The organism is Dyella sp. SG562 (assembly GCF_011759495.1).
GTDB lineage: Bacteria > Pseudomonadota > Gammaproteobacteria > Xanthomonadales > Rhodanobacteraceae > Dyella_D > Dyella_D marensis.
On the sequence record NZ_JAAOYS010000009.1, the window covers coordinates 171,365 to 185,034 of the forward strand.

General features: G+C 68.1%; 14 protein-coding genes and 1 tRNA gene. 4 read left to right on the forward strand and 11 right to left on the reverse strand.

Features of this window, described 5'->3' with window-relative positions:
- Positions 1 to 41 precede the first annotated feature (41 nt).
- The 7 genes from rocF to FHW84_RS16880 all read right to left on the reverse strand — a co-directional run bounded on the left by rocF (position 42) and on the right by FHW84_RS16880 (position 7,244).
- Positions 42 to 956 carry an arginase gene (rocF, locus tag FHW84_RS16850; RefSeq protein WP_167257132.1) on the reverse strand — a complete coding sequence of 305 codons (915 nt, stop codon included), beginning with the start codon at positions 954 to 956 and terminating at the stop codon, positions 42 to 44.
- A gap of 108 nt (positions 957 to 1,064) precedes the next feature.
- Entirely contained in the window at positions 1,065 to 2,033 is a 969-nt protein-coding gene (locus tag FHW84_RS16855; RefSeq protein ID WP_167257133.1) for a patatin-like phospholipase family protein, read from the reverse strand.
- Positions 2,034 to 2,119: 86 nt separating this feature from the next.
- Positions 2,120 to 4,282, reverse strand: coding sequence for a sensor domain-containing diguanylate cyclase (locus tag FHW84_RS16860; RefSeq protein WP_167257134.1), 2,163 nt, complete (start codon positions 4,280 to 4,282; stop codon positions 2,120 to 2,122).
- Between the two features lie 332 nt (positions 4,283 to 4,614).
- Positions 4,615 to 4,690, reverse strand: a tRNA-Thr gene (locus tag FHW84_RS16865).
- A gap of 41 nt (positions 4,691 to 4,731) precedes the next feature.
- A complete protein-coding gene (locus tag FHW84_RS16870) occupies positions 4,732 to 5,481 on the reverse strand; it encodes an SPOR domain-containing protein (protein ID WP_167257135.1) in 750 nt (249 codons plus the stop codon).
- Between the two features lie 36 nt (positions 5,482 to 5,517).
- Positions 5,518 to 6,276, reverse strand: a complete 759-nt coding sequence (locus tag FHW84_RS16875) for a type III pantothenate kinase (protein WP_167257136.1) — start codon at positions 6,274 to 6,276, stop codon at positions 5,518 to 5,520.
- Positions 6,273 to 7,244 (reverse strand): biotin--[acetyl-CoA-carboxylase] ligase, encoded by a 972-nt coding sequence (locus tag FHW84_RS16880; protein ID WP_167257137.1) that lies wholly within the window; start codon positions 7,242 to 7,244, stop codon positions 6,273 to 6,275. The genes FHW84_RS16875 and FHW84_RS16880 overlap by 4 nt, the downstream gene beginning before the upstream one ends.
- Positions 7,245 to 7,487: 243 nt before the next feature.
- On the opposite strand from FHW84_RS16880, the gene FHW84_RS16885 reads away from it, so the two are divergent.
- Positions 7,488 to 7,802: a hypothetical protein gene (locus FHW84_RS16885; protein ID WP_243868156.1), complete on the forward strand. Its 315-nt coding sequence runs from the start codon at positions 7,488 to 7,490 to the stop codon at positions 7,800 to 7,802.
- A 9-nt stretch (positions 7,803 to 7,811) separates the two neighbouring features.
- Positions 7,812 to 8,579, forward strand: coding sequence for a M90 family metallopeptidase (locus tag FHW84_RS16890; RefSeq protein WP_167257138.1), 768 nt, complete (start codon positions 7,812 to 7,814; stop codon positions 8,577 to 8,579).
- A 3-nt stretch (positions 8,580 to 8,582) separates the two neighbouring features.
- Here FHW84_RS16890 and FHW84_RS16895 read toward each other — a convergent pair whose 3' ends face one another.
- From FHW84_RS16895 to dusA, 4 genes are all read right to left on the reverse strand, one after another.
- Positions 8,583 to 9,920, reverse strand: a complete 1,338-nt coding sequence (locus FHW84_RS16895; RefSeq protein ID WP_208399833.1) for an ATP-binding protein — start codon at positions 9,918 to 9,920, stop codon at positions 8,583 to 8,585.
- A 46-nt stretch (positions 9,921 to 9,966) separates the two neighbouring features.
- On the reverse strand, positions 9,967 to 10,659 hold the full coding sequence (locus tag FHW84_RS16900; protein WP_026635803.1) for a response regulator transcription factor: 693 nt from the start codon (positions 10,657 to 10,659) through the stop codon (positions 9,967 to 9,969).
- The gene (locus tag FHW84_RS16905; protein WP_243868157.1) at positions 10,659 to 10,892 is read right to left on the reverse strand and encodes a hypothetical protein; all 234 of its coding nucleotides are present in this window, start codon (positions 10,890 to 10,892) and stop codon (positions 10,659 to 10,661) included. The genes FHW84_RS16900 and FHW84_RS16905 overlap by 1 nt, the downstream gene beginning before the upstream one ends.
- A gap of 168 nt (positions 10,893 to 11,060) precedes the next feature.
- A complete protein-coding gene (gene dusA / locus FHW84_RS16910; protein WP_167257141.1) occupies positions 11,061 to 12,080 on the reverse strand; it encodes a tRNA dihydrouridine(20/20a) synthase DusA in 1,020 nt (339 codons plus the stop codon).
- Between the two features lie 87 nt (positions 12,081 to 12,167).
- On the opposite strand from dusA, the gene FHW84_RS23490 reads away from it, so the two are divergent.
- Both FHW84_RS23490 and FHW84_RS16920 read left to right on the forward strand, forming a co-directional pair.
- Positions 12,168 to 13,214 carry a tyrosine-type recombinase/integrase gene (locus tag FHW84_RS23490; protein ID WP_167257142.1) on the forward strand — a complete coding sequence of 349 codons (1,047 nt, stop codon included), beginning with the start codon at positions 12,168 to 12,170 and terminating at the stop codon, positions 13,212 to 13,214.
- A 108-nt stretch (positions 13,215 to 13,322) separates the two neighbouring features.
- The gene (locus FHW84_RS16920) at positions 13,323 to 13,532 is read left to right on the forward strand and encodes a hypothetical protein (protein WP_167257143.1); all 210 of its coding nucleotides are present in this window, start codon (positions 13,323 to 13,325) and stop codon (positions 13,530 to 13,532) included.
- Positions 13,533 to 13,670 lie beyond the last annotated feature (138 nt).

The following is a 13,670-nucleotide window of genomic DNA, read 5'->3' on the forward strand; positions in this document are numbered from 1 at the left end:
ATATCTTCTTCTTGTCGTTATCGGGCTCGGCGGAATCGGGCTCAGCGGATCAGCGTGGATTTGCCGAACAGCGATTCGACCAGGTCCACCGCCAGCTTGGCGGTCTGGTTGCGCTTGTCGAAGGCCGGGTTCAATTCCACGATGTCCAGCGAGGCGAGGCGGCCGGTGTCGGCGATCATCTCCATGCACAGCTGCGCTTCGCGGTAGTTCGGGCCGCCGCGCACGGTGGTGCCCACGCCCGGCGCGATGGCCGGGTCGAGGAAGTCCACGTCGAAGCTCACGTGCAGATGGGTGTCGGCGTCGACGCCTTCCAGCGCTTCTTCCATCACGCGCTTCATGCCGGATTCGTCGATCTGGCGCATGTCGAAGATGCTCACGTGCGCCTCGCGCACCAGGCGCTTCTCGCCTTCGTCGACCGAGCGGATGCCGATCTGGCGGAACACGTCCGGCGTGGTCGCCGGCTTGCTGCCGCCGAGGCCGGTGAGCTCGTCCGGACCCATGCCGCACAGGCAGGCCACCGGCATGCCGTGGATATTGCCGGAAGGCGTGATCTGGGCGGTATTGAAATCGGCGTGCGCATCCAGCCACAGCACGCGCAGCTTCTTGTTCTGCTCGCGGCAGTGGCGGGCCACGGCGGTGATCGAGCCGATCGCCAGGCAGTGGTCGCCGCCGAGCATCACGGGCAGGCGGCCCAGGCCCAGTTCCGCATAGATCGACTCGTACACCGCGCGGTTCCACTCCACCACGGCGGACAGATGGCGATAGCCATCGCGCGGCGGTTCCCACGGATTCAGCGGCCCCTGCAGATTGCCGCGGTCGACCACGTCGATGCCGCGCGCTCTCAGCCGCGCCTGCAGATTGGCCACGCGCAGGGCCTCGGGACCCATCGAGGCACCGCGATGCCCCGCTCCGATATCGGTGGGCGCACCGATCAGCGATACAGCCTGATTACCCATGCTTCCTCGGTCGTTCAAAGTCTTAAGGGATGCACGCCCGCGCGCTGGCGGCGGCATCGCCCAAGTCTACAAGAACGCCTGTGCGGGCACCCCGGGGCAAAAACCGCTTCAGGCGCCGGCGCCGAGGTCCAGGCTGAAACTGCCGCGCCGCCCCAGGTCCGCCGCATGGCGCGCCAGCCAGCGCCCGGCGGTATCGCGGCCCAGGTCGTGCAGGGCGCGCAGCTGGGCGGTGCGCGTGTCGGCCGCGGAATGGCCGAGCGCGGCCAGGCCTTCGTCCGGCGCGATCACGTGCAGGCGCAGCTCGCGCAGCTTGCGCTCCGCGGCATTCGGCCACAGGTGGCGGGCGGCCTGCGCGCGCGCCACCGCCAGATCGCGCAGCTCGCGCGCGAACGCGGCGCCGAAGGAAAGCTCCGCCGACAGCATCAGCGCCTCGCGCGGATTGCGCGGCATGGCCTGGCGCAGCTGCGGCTGCAGCAGCACGCACAGCAGGTCGTCGCCGCCGATGCCGAGCAGCGGCTCCAGCGCGGGATTGCCGGCGAAACCGCCGTCCCAGTACGCCTCGCCGTCGATCTCGGTGGGCGGAAACCACGGCGGCAGGCTGGCCGAGGCGAGCAGCGCATCGTGGCTGAGGCGCCCGCCGGAAAACACTTCGAGCGCGCCATCGCGCATGCGCGTGGCGGCGATATACAGCGCCACCGGACCGTGGCGCAGCACGTCCTGGTCGAAGAATTCCTCCACCATCGAGCGCAGCGGATTGATGCCGCCGCCAGCCGCGGACACCGGTGGCTGCGGCCACGGCATGGCGTCGCCGAACAGGCGCGACTGCGCCTGCCACCAGTCCGCCACCGCGTTGCGCCCGGCCAGGCCCAGCCAGAACGCGTCGAGCGAAGCGCGCGCACCCGCGGCGCCGCCGCGCGCCCAGCCCTGGGCGAAGGCGGCGGCATTCATCGCGCCGCTGCTGGTGCCGCTGATCGCTTCCACCGCCAGGCCGGGCAGCTCCAGCAGGCGGGTCAGCGCGCCCCAGGTGAATGCGCCATGCGCGCCGCCGCCTTGCAGGGCGAGTTTCAGCGTGAGCATGGCGCGGGAGTATTGCTGCGTTGCATCATGCGATCTTCCCGGCGACTTGCGCCGGGGTCAAGTGAAGTCTTGCTTACAGGCCGCCGCTACAGCCGCTCGACCACCAGGCGATAACACGCGCGTCCCGCTTCCTTCGCCTCGTACAGCGCCTCGTCGGCCCGCTGCACCAGTTCGTCCAGCGAGGCAATGTCGCGGCACAGCGCCGCGCCCACGCTGAGCGTCACCTTCAGCCGCGCGGCGTCGAGCGATATCGGCGCGGCCATCGAGGCGATCACCTTGCCGGCCAGGCTCTCCGCCGCGTAGGTGGCGTCCACGTCGTCGCACAGGATGACGAACTCGTCGCCACCCAGCCGGGCCACCAGGTCCGACTTGCGCACGGAGGCCTTCAGGCGCCGCGCCACCTCGCGCAGCACCGCGTCGCCGGAGGCATGGCCGTGGCCGTCGTTGATCTGCTTGAAGTAGTCCACGTCGATCAGCATCAGCAGCATCGGCGCGCGCGTCACCGCCGCGCGTTCCAGCGCCGCATGCGCGCACTCGGTGAAGTAGCGGCGGTTGGCCAGGTTGGTCAGCGTGTCGTAGTGGGCGAGGAAGGAGAGCTTCTGCTCGGCCAGCTTGATGCGCGTGACGTCGGTGGTCAGCGCATAGAAGCCGATGTTCTCGCCGGTGACCGAGGTGGCCGGCAGGTAGGTGGCCTGCAGGTAGAAATAGCGGCCGTCGCGCTCGAATTCGTATTCGAAGGTGGTTTCGCGGCCCTGCAGCACCGCCGCGATATGCGGCTTCATCAGGCTGTACAGCGCCGCGCCGCGCGTTTCGCGCACGCTGCGCCCGACCATCGCCTCCGGCTCCAACCCGGTGATCTCGCGCGCATAGCCGCTGACGAAGATGTAGCGCTCGTCGATGCCGATGTGGGTGATCAGCGCGGGCACCTTGTCGGTGATGCGGCGCAGGCGGGTCTCGCTGTCGGCCAGCGCCTGCTCGGCGACGATGCTTTCGGTGATGTCGCGGCCGGTATAGATCAGCTCCATCTCTCCGGCGTGTTCCGGGCTGGGCATCACGCGCACCAGCGCCTCGATCCACACGTAATAGCCCTTCTTGTGGCGCAGGCGGTAGCGGGTGAGCGACATGCGCTCGGTGGCCCAGAGCTGCTCCATCGCCTCGTCCACGCGTTCGCGGTCGTCGGGGTGGATCAGGTCCGGGCGCGGCAGCATGAACTCGCCGACCTCCCAGCCGAGCAGGTCCTTGATCGAAGGCGATACATAGCGCCGCGAGCCGTCGCGCGCGATGCGCATCACCAGGTCGCTGGCGTAGTCGGCCAGCAGGCGGTAGCGCACCTCGCTGTCGCGCACGCGCCGCGCCAGGCGGCGGCGATCGGCCTGGGCCAGCGCGATCGGCACCGCCACCAGGCACACCATGCCGAGAAAGAACTGCCCCAGCAGCGAACGCTCCACCGCGCTGGCGTTGGGAATCAGGCCGAGCGGGCCGCCGCCCATGGCGATGGCGATATTGGCGGTAAGCGTCACCACCGCCACGCCGATCACCAGCCCCGGAAAGCGGTGGCGTATCACCACGTAGAGCAGCGGCGCGAACACCACGAACAGCAGCGGATAGCGCGACTGCGCGAACACGAAGACCGTCGTAGCGCCCAGCAACAGCAGGTCGCGCAGCAGCACCAGGCGATGCCCGCGCCGGCCGAGCATGCGCCAGCCCTGCACCAGCACCACCAGGGTGAGCGTGGCCACGATCACCATGCCCAGCAGATGGGAACGGAACCACCAGTCGAAGGTGGTCCAGAAATCGGTATTGGCGGTGGCGTAGAGCACGAACGCGGCGAGCAGCGCCGACACCAGCGAAGCGGCCAGGGTCGACAGCATCGCCGTCTGGCCCAGGCGCAGGAATGGCGTGTCGTCCTGGATGCGCGGGAAGCCGCGGCGCACGCCGCGCGCCACGATCATCACTTCGACGCCATTGACCAGGCCCAGCAGGGTGCTGGAGATCAGCGGGTCGCCCAGCAGCATCTTGCCGGTGAAGTAACCCGCGAACGCGGCGGCCAGATAACGCGGCCAGCGCTCGTCGGACACGCGCAGCAGGGCGCCGACCACGACGCCGTCCGCAATCCACATGGTGACGTTGCTGCCGGTATGGCGCGTCAGCAGCAGCGAATACGCCGTGGCCGCGAGCACCGCGACGAACAGCGCCGAGGCTTCGGCCCAGCGCGTCCAGCGCAGGTTCGGGTCTGTCCGCAACTGCATCGCAATTCCTTGAAGGGAGGCGTGCCGGGTCCGTGCGGTTGTTTATATAGCGAGCGGGCGCTGAAAAAAATGTGGACTGCGCTTTGAATCGCAGTGGAGAGACGAACTCCAAAATGCCGCGACCTAAGCCCCTCTCCCCCCGGCGACCCGAAGGTAGTCCCGTGGGAGAGAGGGGTTGGGGTGAGGGTACGGGCGGAGCGCAAGAGTGATGTTCACCACTCCGGCCGAACCCTCATCCGGCTGCCGCCACCTTCTCTCCCACGGGGACTACCTTCGGGTCGCCGGAGGGAGAAGGATTCACAGTCAGAATCCGAGGGGAAAATCACACGGAGTGGTGCCGACAGTCTGACTCGAACAGACGACCTACCGCTTACAAGGCGGTTGCTCTACCAACTGAGCTATGCCGGCGAGGGAGGCGCAGTCTAGCAGGTCGCTCCCGGCGGACGCGCTCAGAAACATCCAGTGCTGTGCGAACCGACGCCCGCGGCGTTGCGCAGGTGGCTGCGCCAGTCGAAGTGCGCGGCTTCGGCGACGGCCAGGTCCAGCCAGTATTCGGGCACGGTCTCGGTGCGCTCGGTCATCTGCGCGGGGAAGCCGGCGGCGGCCACTTCGTCGCGGCGCTTGCGTGCGTTGGCCGGGTCCTTGAACAGGCCCAGCGAGATGGTGTTGGGCTGGCCGCCGGAGCCGACCACGAAGTAGTCGCCGATATTCGCCGCGCTCAGCCGGCGCGCCTGCGCCAGCGCCTGGTCGCGGCTGGCGCTGGCCGGCAGGTAGACCCACCAGCCACGCGTCTGCGTGGTCTGCTCCTGGCGCGAGCGCATGCGCGCGGCCTGCGCGGTGAGCGCGTTGCGGGCATTGTGCAGGTCCACCGGCGTGGCGAACGGGCCGATCGAGATGCAGGTGTAGGTGTTGGAGCGCGACGACGTCGGCGCCAGCGCGGCCTGCGCCTGGGCCGGTGCCCTGGCGGCACTGCTGGCCGGTGCGGCGGGCTGCGCGGCGGCAGTGGCGGGCGCCTGCACGGTGGCGGCGGCCTCGGGCGCGCTGGCCGGCGGCGCGGGGCGCTCGGCCAGCAGGTGCAGGGTGGGCACGTCCGGATCGGCGGCGCTGCGGCCGTGCGTGTCGTCCTGGCCCAGCCACAGCCACGCGCCCACGGCGATATTCAGCGCGATCAGCAGAACGAACAGCAGACGCAGAACCATGCAACGACCCAGGTGAGGAAACGGCAACGCGCCATTCTAGAGAGCGCGCAAGGCAGCCGGATGCGCATTCGCCCACACGGCCAGACCGTGGAGCACGCCGTCCTCCGCCAGCGCGGCAGGACATTCCAGCAGGGGCAGCAGGGCCGCGGCATCGCCGCCGCCCAGGTGCAGCGAAGGCTTGCCACCCAGGGAGTGGCTCATGCGCCGCGCAAAGCGTTCGATCAGCGCCGCCGCGGCCTGCCAGCAGCCGGAAGCCACGGCGTCGGCGGTATTGGCGGCGGCGTCCAGCACCTCGCCGGGGCGTTCCGGGCGCACCCGCGCGGTGGCGCCGACCAGCGACTGCTGCATCAGCTGCGGGCCGGGAGCGATCAGGCCGCCGAGATGGCGGCCGTCCGCCGCCAGCGCATCCAGCGTGAGCGCGGTGCCGACGCCGGCCAGGATGCACGGCGCATGGCCGGCGTCGTACGCGGCGACCATGGCAAGGAAGCGGTCCACGCCCAGGCGCTGCGGTTCGTCGTAGGCATTGCGCACGCCGCAGGCTTCGGCCGGGGTGCGCAGCCAGAACGGAGCGAGCGAACCGGCCGCGCGCACGGCATCGGCCACGGCGGCTTCGCGCGCGGCGTCGACCACCGAGGCGCCCACCACGTCGTCCAGCGCGGGCAGCTCGCGCCAGGCTTCGCTCAAAGCGGCGGCGATGTCGCTGTCCCAGCTCACCGCGCCACGCGAATGCCATGCGGCGCCATCGCGTACGGCCCATTTCAGGCGGGTATTGCCCAGATCCAGCAACAGCTTCATGCGCGGCGCACCGACACGTCGGCGCTGTCGATGCGGTGCAGGCCGTCCGCCGCGTTCACCAGCAGCGCACCGCGCTCGTCCACGCCCGCGCCGATGCCTTCGAGCACGCCCTGCGCGCCTTGTACGCGCAGCGGGGCGTCGCGCAGCAGGTCGCGTGCGGCGTAGTCGGCGACGAAACCGGTGAAGCCTTCGCGCTCGAACCGGGTCAGGCCTTCGGCCAGCGCGGTGATCAGCGCGGCGGCCACGTCATTGCGTTCCGGCGGCTCGCCGCCGGCCAGGGTGGCCAGGTCGCACGCGGGCTGGCCGGCCTGTTCGCGCAGCGCGTCGGTCAGGCGCAGGTTGAGGCCGATGCCGATCACCGCCGCGCACGGCCCCTGATATTCCCCGCTGAGCTCAACCAGGATGCCGGCCAGCTTGCCGCCGCGCGCCAGCGCGTCGTTCGGCCACTTCAGGCCGGCCTCGGCGATGCCCAGCGATTCCAATGCGCGCAGCAGGATCACCCCCACCGCCAGCGACAAGCCGGACAGCGCGGCGAAGCCGCCGTCGAAGCGCTTCAGGCAGGACAGATACAGATTCAACCCCGGCGGCGACAGCCACGCGCGCCCGCGGCGGCCGCGGCCGGCGCTCTGGGTCTCGGCGATCATCACGCTCAGGTCCGGCAGCTCGGCGCCGCGGCGCTGCAGTTCGCTGGAGGTGGAATCCAGCTCCCAGTGCACCTCCAGCTCGCCCAGCCGCTTGCGCCACGGCGCCGGCACGGCCGCGCGGATGCGTGCGGCGTCCAGCATCTGCAACGGCCAGGGCAGCCGGTAGCCGGCGGCGCCGCGCGCCTCGATCGGCACGCCGCGCGAGCGCAGGGCCTGGATCTGCTTCCAGATGGCGGCGCGGGTCACCCCGCCCTGCTCGGCCAGGCGCTCGCCCGACAAGGCCTCGCCCGGTGCGAGCAGCGCCAGCAGTTCGCGCGCCTGCATCAGGGGCGCCCGCCGTCGTGGTGAGCCCGGCGCGGGGCAGGCCCGGCCAGGGAAGGGTCAATCGCGTGCATGGGGCGGCATCTTAGAGCGTGGGCCGGACGCCGAGTAGCCGCCGGCCATCCGCCGCGCCTAGTACTTGTGGGACTGGCGCGCCCCGGCACGGCGCAGCCCCGGCACTGGCATCCTAGTGACGATTCTGCGACGATCCGTTCCTTGGCTTGCGGATCAAGGGGTTGAGCCGCCATGGGCATCAGACAGTTCCTGTTCGCGTGTGTTCTGGGCGCCAGCGGCATCGGTGCCGCTTCGGCCATGGACGCCGATACCCAGGAATTGGGCGGCCTGCAGCGTTCCGGCGTGGACAGCGCCGTCCCCCACGAAGTCAGCGGCAACGGCGGCGACGCCCTCGGCGTGCCGCGCGACAGCAATACGCAGAACACCCCGGCTTCCGGCTCCTCCAGCGAGAACTGCCCCGTTGGCGGCAGCGGCTCGTCCGGCTCGCAGCGCAGCCGCCGCATCAGCCTGGGCTGGCAGTCGCTGCTGCCGGGCTCCATCCAGTAAGCCGTTCCTGTGGCGGGGGCCTGGTGGCGACAGTGGCTGTCGCGCTTCGACCCGCCGGCCATTCCCGACGTTCTATGGCGCCGCACGCTCTCCGCGTGCCCTCTCGCGCGCCGGCTCGATGACGACCGCCAGAACGAACTGCGCCGCATCGCCGCCCATTTTCTTGCCCGCAAGCGCTTCCACCCGCTGGCCGGCGCCGAGCTGGACGACCGCCTGCGCCTGCTGATCGCCCTGCAGGCCTGCCTGCCGGCCCTGCGCCAGGGCAGCACCGGCCTGCGCGGCTGGCGCGAGATCCTGGTCTACCCCGGCGAGTTCAAGGTGCGCCGCAGCCATCACGACGAGCACAGCGGCGTGGTGAGCGAGGCGGACGACGTGCTGATCGGCGAAGCCTGGGAACGCGGCCCGCTGATTCTTTCCCTGGCCGACGTGCAGCTGGACCTGGAGCAACCCTGGGACGGCTACAACGTGGTCGTGCACGAGATGGCGCACAAGTTCGACATGCTCGACGGCGCCCCGGACGGCGTGCCGCCGCTGCCGGAGGAGATCAGCCGGCGCGACTGGATCGTGGCCTTCCAGCGCGCCTACGACCACCTCTCCAACGACGTGGCGCGCGGCCGCGACACGCTGATCGACCCGTATGCCGCCGAAGGCCCGGACGAGTTCTTCGCCGTGGTGAGCGAGCTGCACTGGTCGCAGCCGGGCGTGCTCAAGCGCGCCGACCCGATGGTCGCCACGCTGCTCGACGCTTACTACGGCCCGTCGCCGGCACCGTATTGAGCCTCAGCTCGGCGGCAATCTCACGCTGAAGCGCGCGCCGCCGAATTCCGGCGAGCGGTCCACGGTCAGCTCGCCGCGGTAGGCCTTGATGATGTCCTGCACGATCGACAGGCCGATGCCGTGGCCCTGCACGCGCTCGTCGCCGCGCACCCCGCGCTGGAGCACCTTCTCGATCTTGTCGTCGTCGATGCCGGGGCCGTCGTCCTCCACGCTCAACCACAGGCCCGGGCGCTGGCGGCCGGCGGCCGGCTCCACTTTCACCACCAGCAGCACGCGGTGGCCGGCCCACTTGAAGGCGTTTTCCAGCAGGTTGCCCATCAGTTCGAGCAGGTCGCCCTGCTCGCCGTAGAAGGCGGCGCCTTCGTCGATGTCGAATTCGCACAGCACGTTCTTCGCGGCGTAGACCTTTTCCAGGCTCTGCACCAGGTCTTCCGCGTGGCCCGCGATAGGGATGGCCGAAGCGAAGGTCTGCCGGCCGGTGGTGGCGGCGCGGGCGAGCTGGTAGGCGACCAGTTCGTCCATGCGGCGCACCTGGTCGACCACGTCGGTGCGCACTCGCGACATGTTGCCGTCGCTGGCTTCGAGCCGCGAGCGGATCACCGCCAGCGGCGTCTTCAGGCTGTGCGCCAGGTCGGCCAGCGTGTTGCGGTAGCGCGTGCGCTGTTCGCGCTCGCTGTCGATAAAGGCGTTGATGCGTTCGGTAAGGCCGGTGAGCTCCAGCGGATAGCGGCTGTCGAGCTGCTCCGCCTCGCCGCGTTCGACCCGGCTCATGTCGCTGGCCACCTTGCGCAATGGCGTGAGGCTCCAGCGCAGCAGCAACAGCTGCAGCAGGATCAGCATCACGCCCAGCGTGGCGAGCCAGAAGATCAGACTGCGCCGAATTACAGCGTTCTGCCCTTCAAGCTGGTCCTCCGCCTGCGCCACCATGAAGGTCAGCTTCACCGACTTCTTCTCGGAGGTGTCCAGCGCCACACCGTAGGCGTAGTAGTACAGCCGCCCCATGCGCGTATCGATCGGGCCGACGAACTGGCTCTGCCCCGGCTCAAGCCGCTTCAGAAACGCGAAGTCGCGCCCGATCGCCGAGGGCGATTCCAGCTTGGCCCCATTCTCGCCCAAGGCCAGCGCATACAAGCCGGAACCCGGCTGGGAAAAACGCGGATCGGGCGGCGTATCGGGCAGCAGCACCTTGCCGGAGCGGCCCACTTCGGTGCCGGCCAGGTAGGCAACCACGTAGTTCTGCAGGCGGTCCTGCAATTCCTTCAGCGAGGTCTCGGCGCTGGAACGCGAGAGGGTAAGGCCGACGACGCCAAGAAAGGCCGCCAGCACGAAGCCGGTGGCCAACGCAGCGCGCGCCGCCAGTGAGAACGGGCGGCGCGGCTGGTCGGGATCATTCGCCTTCGTTTTCGCTGCGGGGGATGGCAAAGCGGTATCCGCGTCCACGTACCGTCTCGATGGGCTTGAGGGTGCCTTCCGGGTCGAGCTTCCTGCGCAGACGGCCGATGAAGACCTCCAGCACATTGGAGTCGCGGTCGAAGTCCTGCTGGTAGATGTGCTCGGTGAGGTCGGCCTTGGAGACCAGCTCGCCCGCGTGCAGCATCAGGTATTCCAGCACCTTGTACTCATAGCTGGTGAGGTCCACCAGCTTGCCTTCCACCGACACCGTCTGCGCGGTGGTGTCCAGCTTGATCGGGCCGCAGGCCAGCACCGGCTTGGACCAGCCGCTGGCGCGGCGCACCAGCGCGTTGATGCGCGCCAGCAGTTCTTCCACGTGGAACGGCTTGACCAGGTAGTCGTCGGCGCCGTGCTTGAGGCCCTCGACCTTGTCCTGCCAGCTGCCGCGGGCGGTGAGGATCAGGATCGGATAGCGCTGGCCGACTTCGCGCAGCGCCTTGACCAGGTCCATGCCCGACATCTTCGGCAGGCCCAGGTCGATGATGGCCAGGTCGAACGGTACTTCGCGGCCGAGATAGAGGCCCTCTTCGCCGTCCTGTGCCGCGTCGACGGCAAAACCGTCGCGCTTCAGGCGTGCGGCGAGCGTTTCGCGCAGCGGCGCCTCGTCCTCTACCAGAAGGATGCGCATCAGTGTTTCTCCTTATTGCCCTCGCCGTCGCCGGCCGGGTTCTTGGTGGATTCCGGGGAAGCCGGGGCCTTGCCCGCTTCCGTGTTCACGGTGACCACGCGCACGTGGCCGGAGGGCGTGAGCACCTTGATCCGGTGCTCGAACGCATTGCGGCCGCGCCGCACGGTGCTGGCCGACAGCACCTTGCCGCCGGTCTCCTGCTGCACCTGGTTCACGGCCTGCTCGAGCGTCATGGACGGCTCCTGCGCCTGCGCGGCCGCCGTAGCGGTCACCAGGAGCAACAAAAGAGCCGAAATGCGCAGGATTGTCTTCATATCGCCAACAAAAGCCCGGGGAACGGAGGCTATCCTCGTTCAGACTATGGAACCGGGCCTGAATACTGACCCGATCGCCCCCCGCTGTCACGCCGCTACAGCCCGCTTGGGCAGCATGGCCCGCTCCAGCAGCTCCCAGCCCGCATCGGGCAGATGGGCCTGCTCGCTGAGCAGCCGGCGGAACCCGCGCGCACCCGGCTCGCCCTGGTACAGCCCGAGCAGATGGCGGGTGATGTGCTTGAGGGCGGTGCCCCGTGCCAGCTCGGCTTCGATATAGGGGCGCATGTGGCGCAGGATGTCGTCCCGGTCCGGCAGCGGCTGGCCGTAGAGGGCGGCTTCGACCCGGGCCAGGACGTAGGGGTCGTGGTAGGCCGCGCGGCCGAGCATCACCCCATCCACCTGCCCCAGATGCGCCTGCACCTGCTCGGCCGTGGTGATGCCGCCATTGATGACGATGACCAGCTGGGGGAATTCGCGCTTGAGGCGATAGACGCGCTCGTAATCCAGCGGCGGGATCTCGCGATTCTCCTTCGGGCTAAGACCCTGCAGCCAGGCCTTGCGCGCATGCACCACCAGGATTTCCACGCCGGCCGCGATCATGGTTTCGGTGAAATGCTGCAGGTCGGCGTATTCGTCCTGATCGTCGACGCCGATACGGCATTTCACGGTAACCGGGATATCGACCGCATCGCGCATGGCTTTCACGCAGTCGCCCACCAGTGCGGGCTCGCGCATCAGGCAGGCGCCGAATTTGCCGGATTGCACGCGATCGGAGGGACAGCCGACGTTGAGATTGATTTCGTCATAGCCCGCCGCAGCGCCATGCCGCGCCGCCTCCGCCAGCTCCGCCGGATCGCTGCCGCCAAGCTGCAACGCCACCGGGTGCTCCTGCTGGCTATGTTCGAGCAGGCGCAGCTGCTTGCCGCGCACCAAGGCGGCGCTGGTCACCATCTCGGTGTAGAGGCGGGCGTGGGGGGAGATCAGGCGGTGGAAATAGCGGCAGTGGCGGTCGGTCCAATCCATCATGGGGGCCACGGACACACGAAACGAGTGGACTTCGCCGCCTAAGCCTTGCCTGATCTGGTTTTCCGGGGCGATTGCAAGCATCTCATTCATACTCATTTCGTGTGATTTCAACTCATTTTTCCGGTACCGGTGTAACATTTAGTGCAACACAGGGAGGAATGTTGCACCGTGGGTACCATCCTTACTCGCCGTCGCAAGGACGGCCAATCAAGCTATACGGCGGTCATCCGCCTCAAGAAATCCGGCAAGGTGATCCACAGCGAGACGGAGACCTTTGGCCGCAAGGCGCTCGCTCAGGAATGGATGCGACGACGCGAGGCTGAACTTGACCAGCACCGCGCACGCGGCACGCTGCACGGCGCCAAGACCACGCTGGCCAGCTTGATTAAATGGTACCGCGAGACGGTTGGTCCTACCGCTAAATGGGGGCGGACCAAGGCTTACGACCTGACCCGCCTGGAAGGCTGCGATATCGCCAATAAGGTGGCCACGGAACTGACCACCGCCGACTACATCGCCCACGTGATGACCAGGCGCAAAGACGGCGCGGGTACGGCCACCGTGGGCAACGACCTCGTGTGGATAGGCCAAGTGCTCCGCTCAGCACGCGCCGGGTTCAACCTCCCCCTTCGTCTCGATCTGCTGGCCGACGCCCGCCACGAACTGCGACAACGGAAGGTCATCCGCAAATCCCGGTGGCGCGATCGACGCGTAACGGCCGCGGAGGACGTCGCACTTCGCGACTACTTCGCGCGGCGCGACAAGCGCGCGCAGATACCCATGTCGGATATCTACGACTACGCCGTACTTACGACGCGCCGGCAGGAAGAGATAACGGAGATTCGTCGTTCGAACTTCGAGCGCCCCTGCGCGTGGCTGGATGACGTGAAACACCCCACGATGAAAGAGGGCAACCGGAAGAAATTCCGCATGCTCCCCGAAGCTTGGAACATCATCGATAGGCAACCGGAGGTCGACGGCGAAGACCGCGTGTTTCCCTACAACCCCAAATCAATCGGCGCCGCTTTCGCGCGCGCATGCAAGGTACTAGATATTGAAAACCTGACGTTTCACGACCTACGCCACGAAGCTACGTCACGTCTTTTCGAGCGAGGCTATGCCATCCAAGAAGTGGCGCAATTCTCGCTGCACGAATCCTGGCAAACGCTCAAACGCTATACGCACCTACGTCCGGAGCACCTGGTCGACCGTTGAGCCAACCCACGCCATGCAGCACACACCAACACAGTAGATACGTATGGCTGCCACTCCCTCGGCCGATACAGACGCCGGGGGGATTTTTTAGTGGCAAGGAGTACCACCGTGAAATACAGCACCACCATCCTCACAGCACTGGATCGCGCGATCGAACAGGTAGACGCCATCGAGACGCTAGGCGCGAGCCTCGCCGCGGGGATGCACGCCGGCGTGGTAGTTCCAGACCATGTGCAAACGCTCACCGCCGTGATGGCCACACACATACGTGAGCAGTTGGTCGAGCTGGCAGCATTGCTGCAGGAGGCAAACGAGTAGGCAGCAGGGAAGCGATAGCGAGCACCACCACCTTATATAGCCCCAATAGGTGGCTTCGTCGGAAACGGGTAATTTTGGTAATCATGCTGATCACCATCCCCGTTTTTGCCGATACAACAAGCGGTTGCGAGATTCGGG